Genomic DNA, 19,425 nt, shown 5'->3' with positions numbered 1-19,425 from the left:
TGTCGGGTGCTTGAGAACGCCGACCGTCTCGGCGCTCGCGGCTTGAACGCACGGGGGACCGCCGATCCGACGGCCCACCGGACCGCGATACGGCAAACGCCCCCTCTTCGCCCCACTTGGACGGGGACTATGGAGGCGAAAGCGTAACCGCACAATGAAGGCATTTGAGGGGGAGAAACGGCCCGCCTACTGGAACGCCACCTCCTCGAACGAGCGCAGTTTCCGGGAATGGAGCCGTTCGCGGGGCATGGCGCGCAGGCTCTCCAGCGCCTTGATCCCGATCGCCAGATGCTGGTCGACCTGGCGGCGATAGAAGGCGCTCGCCATCCCCGGCAGCTTGATCTCCCCGTGCAGCGGCTTGTCGGACACGCACAGAAGCGTTCCGTAGGGCACCCGGAAGCGGAATCCGTTGGCGGCGATGGTCGCCGATTCCATGTCCAGCGCGATCGCCCGGGACTGGGAGAACCGCCTGAGCGGCTCGCGATGGTCGCGCAGTTCCCAGTTTCGGTCGTCGATGGTGGCGACGGTGCCGGTGCGCATCACCCGCTTGAGCTCGTAGCCCGAAAGCCCGGTGACCTCCGCGACCGCCTCTTCCATCGCCACCTGAACCTCCGCCAGCGGCGGGATCGGCACCCAGGTCGGCAGGTCGTCGTCGAGGACGTGATCCTCCCGGACGTAACCATGGGCGAGCACGTAGTCGCCGAGGCGCTGGGTATTCCTGAGGCCCGCGCAGTGGCCGAGCATCAGCCAGGCATGCGGACGCAGCACGGCCACATGGTCGGTGATCGTCTTGGCGTTGGAGGGGCCGACGCCGATGTTCACCAGCGTGATCCCGGAATGATCGCCGCGCACCAGATGATAGGCCGGCATCTGCGGCATGCGCTCGGGCGTCTGGCCGTCGGCCGGGGCGGATGCACCCGCAGGCGTCACCAGATCGCCGGGCTCCACGAAGGCGTCGTATCCACCGCCGCCCGCCTCCATCAGCGCCCGGCCGTGGGCAATGAAGGCGTCCACGTAGAACGCGTAGTTGGTGAACAGCACGTAGTTCTGGAAATGATGCGCGCTTGTCGCCGAATAGTGGCGCAGACGGTGGAGCGAGTAGTCGCTGCGCGGGCCGGTGAAGGGCGCCAGCGGCCGCGGCGCGCCGGGGACCCGCTCCAGCGCGCCGTTGACGATGGCGTCGTCCATGTGGGTCAGGTCGGGTACGTCGAACCGGTCGCGGAGCGGCCACGTCATGTGCGGACCGAGCGCGCCTTCCACGTTCATGCCCTCCGGATAGGCGAAGTGCAGCGGGATCGGCGTGGTCGATTCGCCGATGGTGACCGCGCAGCCGTGATTGGCGATCAACAGGCCGATCTGCTCGGCGAGATAGTCATGAAAGAGATCCGGGCGGGTGATCGTGGTCTGGTAGGTGCCCGGCCCCGGGACGAAGCCGTAGGCGAGCCGCGAATCGACCCGCTCGAACGACTGGGTGGAGACCTTCACTTCCGGATAGCAGGCCCGCACGGGGCGCTCGGGCACACCGCCGCCGGCCACGACCGCCTCGAACCGGTCGCGCAGGAAGCGGGTGTTGCGATCATAGATCGCCTCCAGCCGGGCGACGGCGGCGGCGGCATCGCGGAAGGCTTCCGACGGCCAGGCCGGCGGAAGATCGAAGCCGCTCGAGGTGGGCGGCGCGGACCGCGGCTCGAAACGGGTCATCCCGACACCTTTCCAGAGACACCGGCCGCCGGGCCACGCACACGTCCGGCCGGGAGCCGCACAGCCGGTCCAGGGACAGGTAAGGAACAGTTAACCATTTGAATTAACCTAGTTTTTACATCATCCGGTGGATAACGGGTCCTGCCAATTGCGTAGGGTATTGCGTCGCAATGAAGAGCGTCAAAACCGGGGCGTCCGCCCGGGCGTCCCGGTCCTCCTCTCTTTCGAACTGTCTCGACCGCGTTCTCGTCGGTGAAGCCGTCGATGTGCTCGAGCAGATCCCCGAAGCCTCGGTGGACGTGGTCTTCGCGGACCCACCGTACAACCTGCAGCTCGACCACCAGCTGACACGGCCCGACCAGTCGCGGGTCGACGGGGTCGACGCGGCCTGGGATCAGTTCGATTCCTTCGCCGCCTACGACGCCTTCACGAAGGCCTGGCTGTCGGCGGCGAAACGGGCGCTCAAGCCCGGCGGCACGCTGTGGGTGATCGGCTCCTATCACAACATCTTCCGCGTCGGCAGCACGCTGCAGGACCTCGACTACTGGATCCTGAACGACGTGGTGTGGGTGAAATCGAACCCGATGCCGAACTTCCGCGGCCGGCGCTTCACCAACGCCCACGAGACGCTGATCTGGGCGCTGAGGGACCGCGACGACAACGGTTACACCTTCAATTACGAGGCGCTGAAGGCGTTCAATGACGGCGTTCAGATGCGCTCCGACTGGACCATGCCGCTGTGCACCGGCCAGGAGCGGCTGAAGAACGACGACGGCCACAAGCTGCATCCGACCCAGAAGCCGGAAGCGCTGCTCTACCGGGCGCTGCTGGCCAGCTCCAATCCCGGCGACGTGGTCCTCGATCCGTTTCTCGGCACCGGCACCACCGCCGCCGTCGCCAAGGCGCTCGGCCGCCACTTCATCGGCATCGAGCGGGAAGAGGAATATGCCGAGGCCGCACGGGAACGCATCGCCGCCGTCCGCACCGCGCCGGCCCACGGACTGCGCACCGTTCTCGGCAAGCGCGCCCTGCCGCGGGTTCCCTTCGGGGCCGTTCTGGAAGCCGGACTGATCCGCCCCGGCGAGGTGCTGACCTGCCCGAAGAGCCGCCACGAGGCCATCGTGCGCGCCGATGCCACGCTGGAAGCCGGCGGCCATGTCGGCTCGATCCACAAGGTCGGCGCCGCCGTCCAGGGCCTCGACGCCTGCAACGGCTGGACGTTCTGGCACTTCGAGCAGCAGGGCAACCGGATGCCGATCGACGCGCTGCGCGAAACCATCCGCGCAACTACGGGCGCGCAGGCGGCTTAGTGTGGCGGTCTCTGAACAAGGCCCAATGTCCGCCTCACAAACGGCTCATAATCAGCTTTTGCAAAATACTTTTTAATTACTTTAGAATCAAATTGTCGCGCGCTATAAACATAGCTCAAAGCTTGCCTCATAATTTTCCTATTCAGATCACGCAAAAGCAGGCGGTCTGAAAGATCATAAAGGCACTCAACCACTCTCGCACTTGGAGAGCAAAAGAATAATTTATCGGGACTGATGGGCAGTAGAACATGTGCAGACTCCCCCATCAACCCGTTTGTCATGATCACAGGCCTGTCTGACGTTAGAAGCTGCTTTCCGCGGACTGAAAGCTCGCGCACGCCCCAATGCATGCTTGACAGTAATCTTGAAAAATTCTCATCCTGTATCAGATTACAAAACACCTCATAAACAGCAACCTTCCAATAATCCGGGGCGACAATTTTCTCATATTCAGAAAAAGAATCCGGATATCCGGGCCTCCACAAAGTGGCCTTATACCTCTCCTCGATATCAGGGATCTTTTTGTCCCAATCCCTAGAAAACTGTTTCTTAAATAGCCCCAGCTCTTGTGGGTTTCTTATCACAAGAGAAAATATTAGATTCGCGAATTCCACCCTCTCTTCACTAGATAACCCCCACATTTGCGAAGAGAGAATTTTCTGAAAAACTATCGCCGCACGAGAATCAACCATACCCATAAATTTCTTTTCGACATCATATGCATAATCACCCGCTAATACCTCTATTTTATATAGATCCCAAACGAAGCCTGTACGCTTTGGAGTGACAAGCCGCACTCGAATTTCATTTTTCCTCCCCAAGGAATACTCAAATACTTTTCCCTCAGAATGAGCCCAGCTCTCTAAATAAAACCTAGGTATGTAGTGGTGTCTCTGACGCTTCATTGACGCGCCTCCGAGCATTAGAATTTCAATATGTGAATATATAGGTCGGTTCCGCTAGACGAAAAAATTGGGGTCCCTCACCCCTCCAGCGCGGACGCGACCACCTTGCGCATGACCGCGGGCAGCGCCTCGCCGTCGAGCCGGTCGGGCGCGGACCACCAGGCATCGGCTGGCGCGGCGATCTCGCGGCCGACCCGGGCCCGGTAGACGTCGAGCACCAGATGGAAATGGGTGAAGGTGTGCCGGACCGGCGCGGGAAGCCGCACCCAGTCGGCCCTGAGCGGCGGCCCCTCGGCCTCTTCCCCGCCCGACTTCGTCGCCCAGCCCTCGTTGGGCACCTCCGCCATGCCGCCGAGAAGCCCCTTCTCCGCCCGCCGGCGGAGGAGCACCGCCCCGTCGGCGCGCACCGCGACATAGGCGGTGCCGGTGCGGGTGGGCTTTTCCTTCTTCGGCGCCTTCACCGGAAAGCGCTCCGGATCGCCCTCGGCGTGGGCCGCGCAGCTCTCGTTGACGGGGCAGAGCGCGCAGGTCGGCCGCTTCGGCGTGCAGATCGTGGCGCCCAGATCCATCATCGCCTGGGCGAAGCAGCCCGGCCGCGTTTCCGGCGTGATGCCGGCGACCCGGGCCCGGACCTCGGTCTTGGCCTTCGGCAGCGGCGTCTCGATCCGGTAGAGGCGGGTGACGACGCGCTCGACGTTGCCGTCGACCACCGGCGCCGGCTCGTCGAAGGCGATGGCGGCGATCGCGGCGGCCGTATAGGGGCCGATGCCCGGCAGGGTCGCCAGTTCGTCGGACGTTTCGGGAAAGCGCCCGCCGTGCTCGGACGCGACGATCTCGGCGCAGCGCTTCAGGTTGCGCGCCCGGCTGTAGTAGCCGAGCCCGGCCCATTCCTGCATGACATGATCGGTTTCGGCGGCGGCGAGGTCCGCGACACCCGGCCACCGGGTCACGAAGCGGTCGAAGTAGGGACCGACCGCCGCCACCGTGGTCTGCTGCAGCATGATCTCCGACAGCCAGACCCGGTAGGGGTCCGGCCGCTCGCCGTCGCGGCGCCGCTGCGGGCCGATCCGCCAGGGCAGCCGGCGCGCGTGCCGGTCGTACCAGGCAAGCAGCGCCACGGAATTGCTGGGATCGGAGGCGATCATGGTGTCCATCGCCGCTCTGTGACCCGGCGCCGTGGCCAGATCAAGCCTCGCGGGCGAACGCGCGACATATTAGGATCAGGCTTCGACGACGACCGCATGCCGACGGGAAACATTTCTGATGGCCGTCACCCCACGCCAAGACCCGCGCCGCCGCAAGGCGTCCCGGCGCGCCGTTCCGCTGGCCGATCTCATCGGCGACGCCCTGACGCCGGCGGCCCGCAAGCGCGGGTTCGCCTCCGCAGCCCTGCTCACCCAATGGGACTCGATCGTCGACGAGAAGATCGCGCGCGGCTCCGTTCCCGAAAGATTGATCTGGCCGCGCCGGGCGAAGGACGATCCCGATCACGCCGGCGGGGCGACCCTCGTGCTGGCCGCCGATGCCGGCGCGGCGCTGATCGTCCAGCACACCACGCCACAGCTGATCGAACGCCTGAACGCGTTCTTCGGATGGCGCGCCATCGAGCGCATCAAGATCGTCCAGCGCCCGATCCCGGCCCGGAAAGCCGCGCCGAAGCCGCCCGTCGCCCTGTCGGCAGAGCAGGAGACTGCGCTCGCCGAGCAGCTCGCCGTGATGCCGGACTCGCCGCTGAAGACGGCGCTTGCCCGGCTGGGACGCGGCGTGATGGCGGCCGGCGCGACGGACGCGGACGGGCAACGCGCCCCGTTCTCCGGCCGCGCCACGGAGACCTGAGAACAGGTCTTCACGCTTGCCATGTTTGGCCACGTTCTCCAGTTAGGGGTCGGACGATCGCCGGACAGGAGATCGCCCGGAAGCTCAGGGGCCGGCGGATCGGCTCCCCGGATTTTTCATGCCGCGTTTGCGGACGGCAGAGGCGAAGCCCGCCGCGTCCCGGAAACGCTCTAGGAGGATATGATCGTGAGGCTTTTCCGCAGGTCCCTCGTCGCCGCCGGCGCCAGCGCGCTGATGCTCGTCGGCCTTTCCGGCGCCCCGGCTCTTGCCCAGAACCAGGACGTGACCGTCGACACCGACGAACTGATGGCGGAAGGCCCGCTGCCGGAGATGGCGCTGGGCGAGGAAGACGCGCCGGTGACCATCGTCGAGTATGCCTCGATGACCTGCCCGCACTGCGCCACCTTCCACGAGGCGACCTATCCGGACCTTAAGGAGAAGTACATCGACACCGGCAAGGTGCGGTTCGTGTTCCGGGAATTTCCGCTGGATCCGCTCGCAGCCGCCGGCTTCATGCTCGCCCGCTGCGCTCCGGAAGAGCAGTATTTCGACATGGTCGACCTTCTGTTCGAAAAGCAGCGCCAGTGGGCCTATTCCCAGGATCCGGTGACCGAGCTCCTCAATCTGTCGAAGCAGGCCGGTTTCACACAGGAAAGCTTCGAGGCCTGCTTGACGAATCAGGAGCTCCTCGACGGAGTGAACGAGGTGAAGGATCGCGGGGCGCGCGATTTCAGCGTGACCTCGACCCCGACCTTCTTCGTCAACGGCCGCATGGTGCGGGGAGCGCGCGGGATTGAGGAGTTCTCCGAAATCATCGATTCCGAGCTCGGCAGCTGACCGGGCGGTCGGCGCGCGCACGATCCGGCCCAGGGCGCACGCGGGGGCTCGATGAAGTTCACCCGCCTGCGCCTCACCGGTTTCAAATCGTTCGTCGACCCGACGGATTTCGTCATCGAGCCCGGGCTGACCGGCGTGGTCGGCCCGAACGGCTGCGGCAAGTCGAATCTCGTCGAGGCCCTGCGCTGGGTGATGGGCGAAAGCTCCTACAAGTCCATGCGCGCCTCGGGCATGGACGACGTGATCTTTGCCGGGTCGGGCAAGCGTCCGGCCCGCAACGTGGCCGAAGTGTCGGTCGTTCTCGACAACACCGACCGCACCGCACCGGCCGGCTTCAACGGCGACGACAGCCTGGAAATCAGCCGCCGGATCGAACGCGAGACCGGATCGGCCTACCGGGTCAACGGCCGCGAGGTCCGCGCCCGCGACGTCCAGCTCCTGTTCGCCGACGCCTCCACCGGCTCCCGGTCGCCGTCGATGGTCCGCCAGGGCCAGATCGGCGAGCTGATCAACGCCAAGCCGACCTCCCGCCGCCAGATCCTCGAGGAAGCCGCCGGCATTTCGGGCCTGCACGCCCGCCGCCACGAGGCGGAGCTGCGGCTGCGCGCGGCGGAACAGAATCTCGACCGGGTGGAGGACGTGGTCGGCGAGATCGGCTCGCAGCTGGAAAGCCTCAAGCGGCAGGCCCGGCAGGCGACCCGGTATCGCCATCTCTCATCCGAAATCCGTAAGATCGAAGCGCTGGTGCTGCATCTGCGCTGGCGCACCGCCACGGCAGCGACCAGAACCGCCGACGCCACGCTCGGCGAGGCCAAGCAGGCCGTCGCCGCCGCCTCGGACGCCCAGACGGGCGCCGCACGCGACCAGGCCGTTGCCTCCAGCAAGCTGCCGGAGCTGCGCGACGCGGAGGCGGCTGCCGGCGCGACCCTGCAGCGGCTGAAGCACGCCGCGACCGCCCTCGAGGACGAAGAGCGCCGCATGCGCGAGCGGCTCGGCGAACTGGAGCGGCGGATCGGTCAGGTGAGCGCCGATATCGAACGCGAGGCGGCCGTTCTGAGCGACGCGGAGGAAGCGCTGGCCCGGCTCGACGAGGAGGCCAAGCGCCTCGACGCCGACGAGGCGGAAGCCGGCGAGCGCCGGGCGGACGCGGAAACCCGGCTGGCCGACGAGCAGGCTGCGCTCGCCCGGGCGGAAACCGCCCAGGCCGAGGCCACCCGCGCGGAGGCGGGTGCCGCCGCCGAACGGCGCCGGCTCGAGCAGGAGCGTCAGCGCACCGAGACGGACGTGGCGCGCTATGTGAGCGAGCGCGACAAGGTGCGGCGCGATCTGGAGGCCGTTCAGGCCGAGCTGGACCGGACCAGCGGCGTCGCCACGGCGCGGGCGGATCTCGAAGCCGCCGAGACGGCCGAGCAGGATGCGATCCGCACCGCGGAGAGCGCGGCCACGGCGGCCGCGGACGCCCGCGAGGCGGTGGATCGGGCGCTGGAACCCGTCGGCGCGCGCGAAAAGGAAATCTCCGCGCTGGAGACGGAGGCGCGGACGCTAGAGGCGGTGCTGGCCACGGCCGGCGACGACCGGTTTCCGCCGGTGGTCGACAACCTCTCGGTCGAGGCCGGCTACGAGGTGGCCCTGGGCGCCGCGCTCGGCGACGATCTCGACGCAGCCCTCGACCCGGACGCGCCGATCTTCTGGGCCGAACTTGCCGCAGCCGGCGACGACCCTGCCCTGCCGGAGGGCGCGGAACCGCTGACGGCGCGGGTCACCGCACCGGCCGCACTGGCGCGCTGCCTCGCGCAGATCGGGGTGGTCGAGGCTTCCGACGGTCCGGCGCTGCAGACAAAGTTGCGGCCCGGCCAGCGCCTGGTCTCGAAGGACGGCGCCCTGTGGCGCTGGGACGGGCTAACGGCGGCGGCCGACGCGCCCACGGCAGCGGCCCAGCGTCTCGCCCAGAAGAATCGTCTCGAGGCGCTCGCCGGCGAACTCGACACGGCCCGCCAGGCCCTCGCCCGCGAGCAGGAGGCACTCGCCGCCGCCCGGACCCGCTCGAGCGAGGCGGTGGAGGCGGAAAAGGCCGCCCGGGAGCGGTCGCGGCTGGCGGCCCAGGCGAGCCGCGAGGCGCGCACGGCGCTCGCGGCAGCGGAAAAGCAGGCCGCCCAGCTGGAGCAGCGCCGCAGCGCGCTGGCGGAAGCGGAAAACCGGACGCAGGCCGCGCTCTCCAATGCCGAGGAGGCGCACAAGGCAGCACTTGAGGCCTGCGAATCAGCGCCCGACCTCACCGAACTGGCCGCAACCCGGGAGGCGGCGGACGCCCAGGTCGCCGAGTTGCGCAAATCTGCCTCCGAAGCCCGGGCACGGCTCGACGGCGAGCGCCGCGAGCGGGAACTGCGGGTCAACCGCAAGGCCGCGATCGAGCGGGAGACGGCCGGCTGGCGCAAGCGCGTGGAGACGGCAGCCACCCATCGTCAGGACCTGGACAGCCGCAAGGCGGAAGCCGAAGCCGAACGCGCCCGGCTGCTCGACATGCCGGAGGATCACGAGCGCAAGCGCCGGTCGCTCGCCAACGAGATCGCCGAGGCGGAAAAGACGCTGGCGGCCGCATCGGATTCGCGCAGCCAGGCCGAATCCACCCTCGCCGAGGCGGACCGGGCGGCCAAGGCAGCCCTGGAAGGCCTGAGTGCTGCGCGCGAGGCCTTGGCCCGCGCCGAGGAACGGCTGACCGCCGCGAAGGAGCGCGAGGCCGCCCTTGTCGCGGAAATCGACGAGGTTCTGGAGTGCTCGCCCCAGGAGGCCGGCCGTATCGGCGGCGTGGACGGCGACGCCCCCCTCCCCGACATGGCCGGCGCCGAATCCCGTCTCGACCGGCTCAAGACGGAGCGGGAGCGGCTGGGCGGCGTGAACCTCAGGGCCGACGAGGAGCTGCGCGAGCTGGAAGAGCGCCGCGACACCTTGACGCGCGAGCGCGACGACATCATCACGGCGATCGGCCAGTTCCGGCAGGCGATTTCGAGCCTCAACCGGGAGGCGCGCGAGCGGCTGACCGGCGCGTTCGACACGGTGAACACCCATTTCAAGACGCTGTTCACCCACCTGTTCGGCGGCGGCGAGGCGGAACTGACGCTGGTGGAGGCCGACGATCCGCTTGAGGCCGGGCTGGAGATCATCGCGCGGCCGCCGGGCAAGAAACCCCAGGTGCTGAGCCTGCTTTCGGGCGGCGAGCAGGCGCTGACCGCCATGGCCCTGATCTTCGCGGTGTTTCTCACCAACCCGGCGCCGATCTGCGTGCTCGACGAGGTCGACGCGCCGCTGGACGACGCCAACGTGGAGCGGTTCTGCGATCTCGTCGACGAGATGACCCGGCGCACCGAGACGCGGTTCATGATCATCACCCACAACCCGATCACGATGGCGCGGATGCACCGCCTGTTCGGCGTCACCATGGCCGAACGGGGCGTTTCCCAGCTCGTCTCGGTGGATCTGGAGACGGCGGAACGCTTTCTCGAAGCGGTCTGACGCCTGCGGCCGGCCTCAAGCCGTTGCAGTTAATCGAGAAATCCTCGTTATCCCCTCTCCTGTCAGCGCGCTTGACTCTCTCTTTCGGCACTGCATAACGTGCGCGCAACCAAACAGGGGTGGTGGTGGCCTTCGATCCGTGTCCTCGAAGCGAGTGTGGACACACGTTGGGTTGCGCCGGCATCGTCCGGCGGGATCCTAAAGCGTCGGGCGGACATGACGGGCGAAGACGACCATTCCTCCAGAGCCTCCGGCTCGGGCGATCTTTCCGCCAGGATGCGTGAGCTTTCCGGAAAGATCGATGCACAGCGCGCGAGCCAACGCGGACATGCACGCGGCGGGTCGGCGACTGGCAGTGGCGGGTACGCCGGCATCGGACACGCGCTCAAGCTGAGCTCGGAGTTCGTTGGCGGAATCGTCGTGGGAGCCGGTCTCGGCTGGCTTCTCGACGAATGGCTCGGCACCACGCCGTGGGGCCTCATAGGCTTTCTGATGCTCGGCTTCGCGGCCGGCGTTTTGAACGTGTTGCGATCGGCGGGGTTGATCCAGACCCCGGAACCCGGCAAAAGGCGGGTCGACGAAGACGGGGGCGACGACCGATAGACGGTCGACGCCGACAACCAGGAGAACGGTGCCGGTGGCGGAACAAGGCTCGCTCGATCCGATCCATCAGTTCGAAGTGTATTCGCTTCTCGACATCCAGGTGGGCGGCGTCGATCTGTCGTTCACGAATGTCTCCCTCTTCATGGTGATGACCACCGTGGTGGTCGTCGCTTTCCTCATCCTGTCGACGGGCGGTCGCGGACTGGTCCCCAGCCGCTGGCAGTCGATGGCGGAGATGAGCTACGAATTTTCCGCGTCGATGCTGCGAAGTTCGGCCGGAAGCGAGGGCATGCGCTTCTTCCCGCTGGTGTTCTCGCTGTTCATGTTCATCCTGATCGCGAACCTGATCGGCATGTTCCCGTACTTCTACACGGTGACCAGCCAGCTGATCGTCACGTTCGCCTTCTCGATGATCGTCATCCTGACGGTGGTGATCGCCGGCATTCGCGGCCACGGACTGCGCTTCTTCAAGCTGTTCGTGCCCGACGGCGTGCCGCTGGCGATCCTGCCCCTGGTCAGCATGATCGAGGTGATCTCCTTCATCTCGCGTCCTGTCAGCCTGGCCGTTCGTCTGTTCGCGAACATGCTCGCCGGACACATCACGCTGAAAGTGTTCGCGGCATTCGTCAGCGCGCTCGGCGCGCTTGGCTTCATCGGCATCGTCGGCGCGATCCTGCCTCTGATCATGACCGTCGCGATCACGATGCTGGAGTTCCTGGTGGCGGCGCTTCAGGCCTACGTGTTCGCCGTTCTCACCTGCCTCTATCTGAACGACGCGCTGCACCCGTCGCACTGACGGTCGGCGCTGCCTTTCCCCTCTGTTGTCACTCTAAGGAGCTAACCTCATGGACGCTGAAGCTGCGAAGTTGATCGGTGCCGGTATCGCTTGTATCGGCCTGGGTGGCGCTGGCATTGGCCTCGGCCAGATCTTCGGTAACTACCTGGCCGGCGCTCTGCGCAATCCCTCGGCCGCTGACGGCCAGTTCGGCCGCCTGATCTTCGGCTTCGCCGTGACGGAAGCGCTGGGCATCTTCTCGCTTCTGATCGCGCTTCTGCTTCTGTTCGCCGTCTAATCCAGCCGGACGGCCTGACGGAAACGAAGACGGCCGGCGTTCATGCGGACGCCGGCGAAAGAGGACGTAAGCGATGGCGAGCGAAAACGTGGTGAACGAGGCCATGCACTCCGCTCCCGAATCGGTGCAGGCACCGATCGGGCACGAAAGTGCATTTCCTGCGTTCGACGCTGCGCAGTTTCCATCTCACCTGTTCTGGCTGGCGATTTCGTTCGGTATTCTCTACTTCCTGATGGTCCGGGTCATCGTGCCCCGGCTCGGCGGGATCCTGGAGGACCGGCGCGACCGGATCGCAGGCGACCTCGGCGAGGCAGAGCGGCTTCGGGAAGAAACCGACGCGGCGGTGGAAGCCTACGAGACCGAGCTGGCGGAAGCCCGAAAGAAGGCCCATGCGATCGCCCAGGAGCGGCGTGAGCAGATCAAGGCCGACAACGATGCGCGCCGCCGCAAGGCGGAAGAGGATCTGAGCGGAAAGATTGCCGCTGCCGAATCCCAGATCGCCGACATCAAGGCGAAGGCGCTCGGCGAGGTCGAGACCATTGCCACCGACGCCGCCGAGGCGGTTCTCGAAACGATCCAGGCGGTCTCCGTCGAGCGGTCGGAAGTCGAGAGCGCCGTCCGGACCGTGAAGGAGTAGGATCCATGTCGCTGGACGCCAGTTTCTGGGCTCTCGTCGGCCTGATCATCTTCTTCGTGATCATGATCTATTACGGCGTACCGGGGATGATCACCCGGTCGCTGGACGGCCGCGCCGAGCGCATCCAGAAGGAACTCGACGAGGCGCGTCAGCTTCGCGAGGAAGCCCAGGCCCTTCTCGCCGAGTATCAGCGCAAGCGGCGCGAGGCGGAGGAAGAGGCCGAGCAGATCGTCTCCGACGCCAAGGCGGAAGCCGAGCGCATGACCGAGGAGGCGAACGCCAAGCTCGAGGACATGATCGCGCGACGGACCAAGGCCGCCGAGGACAAGATCTCCCAGGCCGAGAACCAGGCGATCGCCGAGGTTCGCGCCAAGGCCGCCGATCTGGCGATCGCCGCGTCCGAACGGATCCTGAGCGAAAAGGTGAAGGGCCAGGTCGCCAACGATCTGATCGCCCGCAGCCTCGACGACGTCAAGGCGCGCCTGAACTGATCCTCCCGGTCAACCGACCGCGACCGGAACGAAACAGAGCCGATCCGCGGCGTGGCGGGTCGGCTCTTTTTTCTGGCTCGGAACGCATCTCATCCTTCGGGGCGCGACCGAAGCGGGGGCGGCGGATCACTGCACCTTGGGCGGGCCGCCCATGCCCATCTCCTCAAGAACCGGCGCCACGAGATCGCGATCGAGAAGGGTCCCGCGCCCGGCCCAAAGAGCCGCACGGACGTCGTCCAGGCTCATGGCTTCCTTGTAGGGCCGCAGCGACAGCATCGCATCGGCGATGTCCACAATGGTGAGCAGCCGCGCGCCGTCGCAGATCTCGTCCCCCCGCAGCCCCTTGGGATAGCCGCTTCCATCGACCCGCTCGTGATGTTCGCGGACGATCCGGCGCATCGAAGGGGGGAACGCGAACGCCTTCAGGATCTGGTCGCCGAATTCGACGTGCTGGCGCATGGCCTCCTGCTCCAACTCGGTCAGGGCGCCGGGCTTGCGCATAAGGTCCCGTGAAATCGCGATCTTTCCGATGTCGTGCAGCAGGGCCGCAAACCGGGTCCGTCTGACCTTGGGGTCCGGCCAGCCGAGCTTCCGGGCCACCGCCTCCACCACCGCGGCGGTCCGCCGGAGATGGTCCACGGTGTCCGGCTCCCGATGCCACAACGCCTCGAGCAGAATTTCCGCCCGTTCCGCCGCCCGGTCGGACCTCAGGCTGACGAGGGGCTCCAGATCACCTTCGGAAGTCGCCGGCCCGACACCCGGAATCAGCCCGCCCGCCGATGGATCGACGCGGTGACGCCATTCCGGATTTTCGCCGTCATCAGCCATTTCGACACCGACACGGCCCCGCTCCCGCTCCGAAGGAGGCAGCCAGCTCACATCGTCCACCCCACGCACACATCGACCGCCTTACGGCCTGCCCTACCGGTCCCCTTGCCGAACGGGACGATAAACCCGGCCTAAGCCTTTCGGCACAGGCAGTCCCCTTCGATCGAAGATCAAGGGTTCGATAATACGGCCCGGAGTTGCCGGATCAGGAGCCCCCGGCCAATCAGCCGAACCCCGGCAACCCGTTCCAGACCGGAAGCGCTGCCCGGACCCAAGCCCGCGCAGCACTAAAGACCCGAGCCGCCGTCGAGCGAGGCTCGTGGACGCAAATCGGATGCGCTCCCTGTAAGGAGCGATCAAATTAGACTCTGGTAATGTGGTCTTTCGGCGACGCGCGACCAGACCTGAACGGTGCTTTGGTTAACATTATCCCGGAGCGACAGCGCTCCGAGCAGCGGGGCGGGCCATAACGGCAGACGCCCAGCCCCGGCACTGGTCCGGAGGAGCCGTTCAGGCAGGCCTGCGCCGGCTGAGGGCCCGCACCCGCGCGGCAAGGCTCGGCGCCCCCTGGTCGGGCGCGCCGATCGGCGACAGCGAGCCGGGTGTGCCGGGCCCGTCCGCCGCTGCCGCTGCCCGGTCTCTCGCGGCAACGACCGCAATTTCCGCCGCCAGGTCCTGCAGCCGTTCGCGCAGCACCGCGGTCTCAAGACGGTCGACGTCGCCGTGGCCGTCCGCATAGCGGGCAAGGGCCGCGTTTTCCGCGCGCAGCCGCTCGAGCTCATGGCGGAGATCGGTGAGGTCCGCCTCCTTGGAAGAGGCTTCGGCCCCGGCGGAGCCGGCATGGTCGACCATCGATTGCGCCGTCATCGCGACACGGTCGAACGCATCGGAGCTGTCGGCCCCGTTTGCGCGCGCCGGAGGGGACGCGACGGAGGTCGTCCCGCCTGCCGCGGCCTGGGCCGCCGCGGCGGCCGACGCGGCGTCGGCAAGTTCGCGGCGCAGCCGCTCCGCCTCGCTTTCCAGTCCCATGCGCCGGCTCTTTTCCGCAGCCAGCGCATTGTTGGCCTCGTTCAGGCTGCGGCGAAGCTGCTCGCTGGCATCCGCCGCCTCCGGGGCACCTTCAGTCGGAGCCGCCGGCGCCGGCGCCGTTGCCTGAGGCGCATGCATCGCCTGCTCCAGCCGACTTTCCAGCTCGAGCCGGCGGCCGCGCTCGGAGGCGAGCGCTTCGTTGGCTTCCGCAAGGCTGGTCTTGAGCGCCGCCGCCTCGTCGCCGCTGACACGGGCCGAGCGGAGATCCGTCAGTTCCTGGGACAGAAGATCGATCCGGGCCTTGGCGGAGGCGGCCATGACCCGGTCCTGATCGCCTTTCGCGAGGTAGTCGTTGAGCCGGCGTTCGGCATCCGCCCGCGCCTGTTCCGCCTGGCGCAGGGCCTCCGCCTTCTCCGCAAGCGCCTTGGCCTTGTCAGCCGCGGCGGTATCGGCCTCCGCCGCCCGCCGTTCGGCCTCGCGCAGGGCGGCCGCCTTGTCGGAAAGCTCCCTGTCGCGCTCGGCGAGGGTGCGCTCCGCCGTCGTCCGCCCGGACTTTTCGGCTGCCGCCGCCTCGTTGGCCCGGTTCAGGCTTGTGCGCAGCGCCTCGACTTCCTCGCCGCTGATCTGGGCAGAGCGCAGATCCTCCAGCTGCTGGGAGAGCGCCGTGATCCGGGTCTGGGCCGTCTCCGCCTCTTCGCGGCGGCTGTCCAGCGCAGCCCGCGCTTCGCTCAGCGCGGCCTCGGTCTCACCGAGCTTGGTGCGCAGTTCCTGCGCCGCGCGCTCGGCTTCCGCCAGACGTCCGGCCTGGGTCGCCGTGTCGCCCTCGCGCGCCGTGAGATCGGCCTTCAGGGCCTCAAGACGGGACCGTTCGTCGGAAAGCTCGCGCTCGAGCCGTGACTTCGCCGATTCCGCCTCGACGGCACGCTCCAAGGCCCTGGCAAGGTCGTACTGAAGCTTGTTGTCCCTGGCCGCCGCCAGCCGCGCCTTGGCGAGCGCCTCCCGGGCCTCCTCCAGGCGCTGCTCCAGCCCGCGGACCTCGACGGCGTATTCGGCGCGATAGACGTCGCGCTCGGCGCGCGCTTCCGCCATGGCCAGAGGCCGCGCCCGCTCCGCCCGGGTCCGCGCGCGGCGGGCCGAGCGCCGCCAGTACCATGCCAGCAGCAGCGCCAGGACGAGAGCGACATAGGGTCCGTAAGTCACTGCGAGCGACAGCCGATCGTCCACTTCGTCCCTCCACTCGGGGCAATGGTCCGACCGGGTGCACCGGGCCGGACGAAAAAAGCCTACACCGCGCGCGCAATCGCGTGGACGGCCGCGGGCGGAAACAAACTGCGGCGGCCGGGCCGTCTCCGGCGGCCTCGCCCTGCCGGCTCGAGCCGACAGGCGGTCCTGTCCCGCAGACCCCGGCCTTCAGCCACCCTTCTTATCGCGAACCAAAGCGATGCGACAATTGACGAAAACGAGGGGGCGGCCGCCGCCGCGCGGCAACGCCCCCAGACGCTGTGACCCGGGTCAGGTCAGAATGGGTTCCAGGTCGGCCGGCGGGTGAACTTGAGATAGCCCAGATTGATGCCGAGCCGCGCCCCGACGCCGGAGCGGACAGGGATGATGTAGGTCGTGTCGGCCGCCAGCAGCGTCATCCCGAAGCCGCCCACCAGATAGGCCGACCCGTTGACCCCGACATAGCGCTGGAAGATCGCCTCGACCGACGGCAGGTCGTAGACCAGCGTCATGACCCGGGCGCCGTCGCCGCCGAAGTCCCAGCCGAGCGACGGCCCCTGCCAGTAGACCTTGGTCTGGGTGCCCCGGGTGTAGAGCGTGCCCTCGCCGTAGCGCAGCCCGCCGACCAGCGCGCCGGAGGCCTCTTCGCCGAGGATGTATCCGTTCGGCGGCCCGTAGCTGGAGAACGCCCGCTCGATGATGGTGGCGAGCCCGCCCGACACCTCGCCGAAGAACTGATGGCCCGCCTGGGCGATCTCTTCGGGGCTGTATTCGTCGGAGCCCACCGCTCCGTAGGAATTGGACTGGGGCTGGCCCGTCTGGGCGGGGGCACCCTGCTGATAGGAGGGCGCCGGCGTCAGGTCCTGCTGCGCGTGCGCCGCTCCCAGCGCGCCGGTGCCGGACAACACAGCCGCAAGCGCAAGCCGGACGCTCGCGCGGCGACATGTCCGGACGATCTCAGAGATCATTCCACTTCTCCCATGGCGACACGGCCGCAACGCCGGAGCGTCCGGCAGATGGTTGGCACTGTCCCTGCCCGCGTGTAACCCTGCGGCATTCGATTCGCCCGCATTTCCTGCGGCGTCCGTTCCCGAAAAAGAGGATTCCGGTTCCGTGTCATCCGCACAGCTTTCCGGTGCCATCGAGTTGGCCAGCCTCCTGGCGAGCCGCATCTGCCACGACGTCGTCGGACCGGTCGGCGCCATCGCCAACGGGATCGAGATGCTCGAAAGCGACGACTCGGAAGAAAACCGGGAACTCGCCCTGCAGCTGATGGGACGCAGCGCCCGGCAGGCGTCCGCGTCCCTGCAGCTGATGCGGATGGCCTTCGGGGCGGGGTCGTCGGCCGGCTCGGTGATCGATCTCAACGACGCGGCCAGGCTGCTCAGGGAGTATTTCGATTTCGAGCGCGCCGACCTGGAGCTCGAGCTGCCCAGCGCCGTGGCGCCGCGGCCGGTCGTCCGCGTCCTGCTCAATCTCGTGATCTTCGCGGTCCGCGCCATTCCAAGGGGCGGCGTGATCCGGGTGCGCGCGGACCTCGACGGGGAGGCGATGGCCATCGCGATCGAGGCCGAAGGCCCCAAGGCCCGGGTGCCCGACGTGACGCCGCTGGTGACCGGCGGCGATGGCGATCCCACTCTCGATCCGCATTCGATCCAACCTCATCTGACCGGACTGCTGCTGCAGGCGGCCGGCATGACGGCGGCGACCGACCTGGACGGCGAACGCTTCACGATCACGGCTCGCTAGCCGGCGCCGTCCGCTCCGACGCAAGCGCCCCGGAGCATGTCTCATTGCTGCCCCTGCTCGACGGGCAGGACCCGCTCGATTCATTGAAGCGGCGGAAGGCCTGAAACAGCGACGGACGGGCCGGGGCCCGACCGGCCCGCGCCCGACATCATCGCTGGACGATAGCGACCAGCCCGAGCGCGCCGGGCCGGCGAATGATCGCCTCAGGCCGATTCCTGCGCGATTTCCTCGTCGAGCTCGCGCAGCACGTAGCCACGCCCCCAGACGGTCTCGATGTAGTTCGTCCCGCCGGTCGCGGCCGAGAGCTTCTTGCGCAGCTTGCAGATGAAGACGTCGATGATCTTCAGCTCCGGCTCGTCCATGCCGCCGTAGAGATGGTTCAGGAACATCTCCTTGGTCAGCGTGGTGCCCTTGCGCAGGGAGAGGAGCTCCAGCATCTGGTACTCCTTGCCGGTCAGGTGCACACGCTGACCGCCGACCTCGACCGTCTTGGTGTCGAGATTGACCGCGAGTTCGCCCGTGCGGATCACCGACTGCGCATGGCCCTTGGACCGGCGGACGATGGCGTTGATGCGGGCGACCAGCTCGTCCTTGTGGAACGGCTTGGTCATGTAGTCGTCGGCGCCGACGCCGAGACCGCGCACCTTGTCCTCGATGTTGCCGAGACCCGACAGGATCAGGATCGGCGTCGACACCTTGGCCACCCGCAGCGTCCGCAGGACTTCATAGCCCGACACGTCCGGCAGGTTCAGATCGAGCAGAATGATGTCGTAATCGTACAACTTTCCGAGATCGATGCCCTCTTCACCCAGATCGGTGATGTAGACATTGAACTTTTCGGAGTTCAGCATCAGCTCGATGCTTTGCGCCGTGGCGCGATCATCTTCGATTAGCAATACGCGCATGCCAATCCCCTCGTGCCACCCGCCTGCGGTCGCGCTGTCTTCACCGGAAAATTGCCAACCGGCTGTGACGTGGTCTGTGTCCCGATTCGGAAGACTGACCCGTAATGGTTAACAAATGCCGAATCCCGACAGAAGAGGGCTTCGGCGCTTAATTCACGGCTTCTCGCAACGCTCTGCAAAAACGGCATGTTTCACCAGCCAATCGATGAGCCGACGCGGTTAACGAAGCGGCGGCCTTTTCGAATTCATCGACCCGCGGATCTGCTGGATGAACCGATCCGGGGCGAAAGCCATGGTGAACAAGAGCCGTAAACGATCGGTTACCGAAACGGCGTTCGCGTCCAAACCCGAAGAATCAGTAGCGCCGATCGCCCCAATCGGCGGTTTCGCGCCAACTCTTTGGCAACGTTCTCCGGCTATGGTGCCCGCCGGTATGGGGAGTAAGGCGTCATGAAACCGCGCGAAAGCTCAGTTAAATCCAAGGAATTCGAGGTCCGCGAACTGGAGCGGCAGCTCGCGCAATCCGACATGATGATTGCCGACTTCCAGCGCATCGCCGACGACCTCGATGCCCAGATCGAAGCCGAAGAACGGCGGACCGGCATCTCCGATCCGAACCACTTCGCCTATTCCACGGCGGCGCGCGCCGCGCGCCAGCGGCGGGACAAGCTGACCTCGTCCATCGACGATCTGGAAGAGCGGCGGGCGGCGACGGCCGAGGAGCTCCGCCAGGTGCGGGAGGTCTACGATTCCATGGTGCACGCGATCGACGCCGCCTGACGCCGGGGCC

General features: G+C 67.0%; 18 protein-coding genes. 11 read left to right on the top strand and 7 right to left on the bottom strand.

Going from position 1 to position 19,425, the window contains the following annotated elements:
- Positions 1–186: 186 nt before the first annotated feature.
- A complete protein-coding gene (locus J2S73_RS01975) occupies positions 187–1,701 on the bottom strand; it encodes an AMP nucleosidase (protein WP_306883740.1) in 1,515 nt (504 codons plus the stop codon).
- 170 nt (positions 1,702–1,871) lie between these two features.
- Between J2S73_RS01975 and J2S73_RS01970 the strand changes: the two genes are divergently transcribed.
- Positions 1,872–3,011 carry a site-specific DNA-methyltransferase gene (locus J2S73_RS01970; RefSeq protein WP_306883739.1) on the top strand — a complete coding sequence of 380 codons (1,140 nt, stop codon included), beginning with the start codon at positions 1,872–1,874 and terminating at the stop codon, positions 3,009–3,011.
- Here the strand turns inward: J2S73_RS01970 and J2S73_RS01965 are convergent.
- The gene (locus tag J2S73_RS01965) at positions 3,008–3,916 is read right to left on the bottom strand and encodes a DUF4238 domain-containing protein (RefSeq protein WP_306883738.1); all 909 of its coding nucleotides are present in this window, start codon (positions 3,914–3,916) and stop codon (positions 3,008–3,010) included. The genes J2S73_RS01970 and J2S73_RS01965 overlap by 4 nt on opposite strands.
- A 77-nt stretch (positions 3,917–3,993) precedes the next feature.
- Positions 3,994–5,070 carry an A/G-specific adenine glycosylase gene (gene mutY, locus J2S73_RS01960; RefSeq protein WP_370874377.1) on the bottom strand — a complete coding sequence of 359 codons (1,077 nt, stop codon included), beginning with the start codon at positions 5,068–5,070 and terminating at the stop codon, positions 3,994–3,996.
- 109 nt (positions 5,071–5,179) lie between these two features.
- Between mutY and J2S73_RS01955 the strand changes: the two genes are divergently transcribed.
- The 8 genes from J2S73_RS01955 (at position 5,180) to J2S73_RS01920 (ending at position 12,903) form a co-directional block, all read left to right on the top strand.
- Entirely contained in the window at positions 5,180–5,752 is a 573-nt protein-coding gene (locus tag J2S73_RS01955) for a DUF721 domain-containing protein (protein ID WP_306883737.1), read from the top strand.
- A gap of 180 nt (positions 5,753–5,932) precedes the next feature.
- Complete coding sequence (locus J2S73_RS01950; protein WP_370874376.1) at positions 5,933–6,589, top strand: DsbA family protein; 657 nt, start codon at positions 5,933–5,935, stop codon at positions 6,587–6,589.
- Between the two features lie 51 nt (positions 6,590–6,640).
- Positions 6,641–10,099, top strand: coding sequence for a chromosome segregation protein SMC (smc, locus tag J2S73_RS01945; RefSeq protein WP_306883735.1), 3,459 nt, complete (start codon positions 6,641–6,643; stop codon positions 10,097–10,099).
- Between the two features lie 216 nt (positions 10,100–10,315).
- Positions 10,316–10,702 (top strand): AtpZ/AtpI family protein, encoded by a 387-nt coding sequence (locus J2S73_RS01940; protein WP_306883734.1) that lies wholly within the window; start codon positions 10,316–10,318, stop codon positions 10,700–10,702.
- 34 nt (positions 10,703–10,736) lie between these two features.
- Entirely contained in the window at positions 10,737–11,498 is a 762-nt protein-coding gene (locus tag J2S73_RS01935; RefSeq protein WP_306883733.1) for a F0F1 ATP synthase subunit A, read from the top strand.
- Between the two features lie 49 nt (positions 11,499–11,547).
- Positions 11,548–11,775 (top strand): F0F1 ATP synthase subunit C, encoded by a 228-nt coding sequence (locus tag J2S73_RS01930; protein WP_306883732.1) that lies wholly within the window; start codon positions 11,548–11,550, stop codon positions 11,773–11,775.
- Between the two features lie 73 nt (positions 11,776–11,848).
- The gene (locus J2S73_RS01925) at positions 11,849–12,412 is read left to right on the top strand and encodes a F0F1 ATP synthase subunit B (RefSeq protein ID WP_306883731.1); all 564 of its coding nucleotides are present in this window, start codon (positions 11,849–11,851) and stop codon (positions 12,410–12,412) included.
- Between the two features lie 5 nt (positions 12,413–12,417).
- Positions 12,418–12,903, top strand: coding sequence for a F0F1 ATP synthase subunit B (locus J2S73_RS01920; RefSeq protein WP_306883730.1), 486 nt, complete (start codon positions 12,418–12,420; stop codon positions 12,901–12,903).
- Between the two features lie 126 nt (positions 12,904–13,029).
- Here J2S73_RS01920 and J2S73_RS01915 read toward each other — a convergent pair whose 3' ends face one another.
- The 3 genes from J2S73_RS01915 to J2S73_RS01905 form a co-directional block, all read right to left on the bottom strand.
- Positions 13,030–13,731, bottom strand: a complete 702-nt coding sequence (locus J2S73_RS01915) for an HD-GYP domain-containing protein (RefSeq protein ID WP_306883729.1) — start codon at positions 13,729–13,731, stop codon at positions 13,030–13,032.
- Between the two features lie 510 nt (positions 13,732–14,241).
- Entirely contained in the window at positions 14,242–15,984 is a 1,743-nt protein-coding gene (locus J2S73_RS01910; RefSeq protein ID WP_306883728.1) for a coiled-coil domain-containing protein, read from the bottom strand.
- Positions 15,985–16,277: 293 nt separating this feature from the next.
- Positions 16,278–16,949 carry a DUF1134 domain-containing protein gene (locus J2S73_RS01905; RefSeq protein ID WP_306883727.1) on the bottom strand — a complete coding sequence of 224 codons (672 nt, stop codon included), beginning with the start codon at positions 16,947–16,949 and terminating at the stop codon, positions 16,278–16,280.
- Between the two features lie 145 nt (positions 16,950–17,094).
- Between J2S73_RS01905 and J2S73_RS01900 the strand changes: the two genes are divergently transcribed.
- Complete coding sequence (locus J2S73_RS01900; RefSeq protein ID WP_306883726.1) at positions 17,095–17,730, top strand: histidine phosphotransferase family protein; 636 nt, start codon at positions 17,095–17,097, stop codon at positions 17,728–17,730.
- 203 nt (positions 17,731–17,933) lie between these two features.
- Here J2S73_RS01900 and ctrA read toward each other — a convergent pair whose 3' ends face one another.
- Positions 17,934–18,635, bottom strand: a complete 702-nt coding sequence (gene ctrA, locus J2S73_RS01895) for a response regulator transcription factor CtrA (protein WP_306883725.1) — start codon at positions 18,633–18,635, stop codon at positions 17,934–17,936.
- Positions 18,636–19,085: 450 nt separating this feature from the next.
- Here ctrA and J2S73_RS01890 point away from each other — a divergent pair, with 450 nt between their 5' ends.
- On the top strand, positions 19,086–19,415 hold the full coding sequence (locus J2S73_RS01890; RefSeq protein WP_306883724.1) for a hypothetical protein: 330 nt from the start codon (positions 19,086–19,088) through the stop codon (positions 19,413–19,415).
- Positions 19,416–19,425 lie beyond the last annotated feature (10 nt).

It is taken from the genome of Amorphus orientalis (assembly GCF_030814015.1).
Lineage (GTDB): Bacteria > Pseudomonadota > Alphaproteobacteria > Rhizobiales > Amorphaceae > Amorphus > Amorphus orientalis.
The sequence above is the reverse complement of the archived record's forward strand: the minus strand, read 5'-3'. Positions and strand labels throughout refer to the sequence as shown.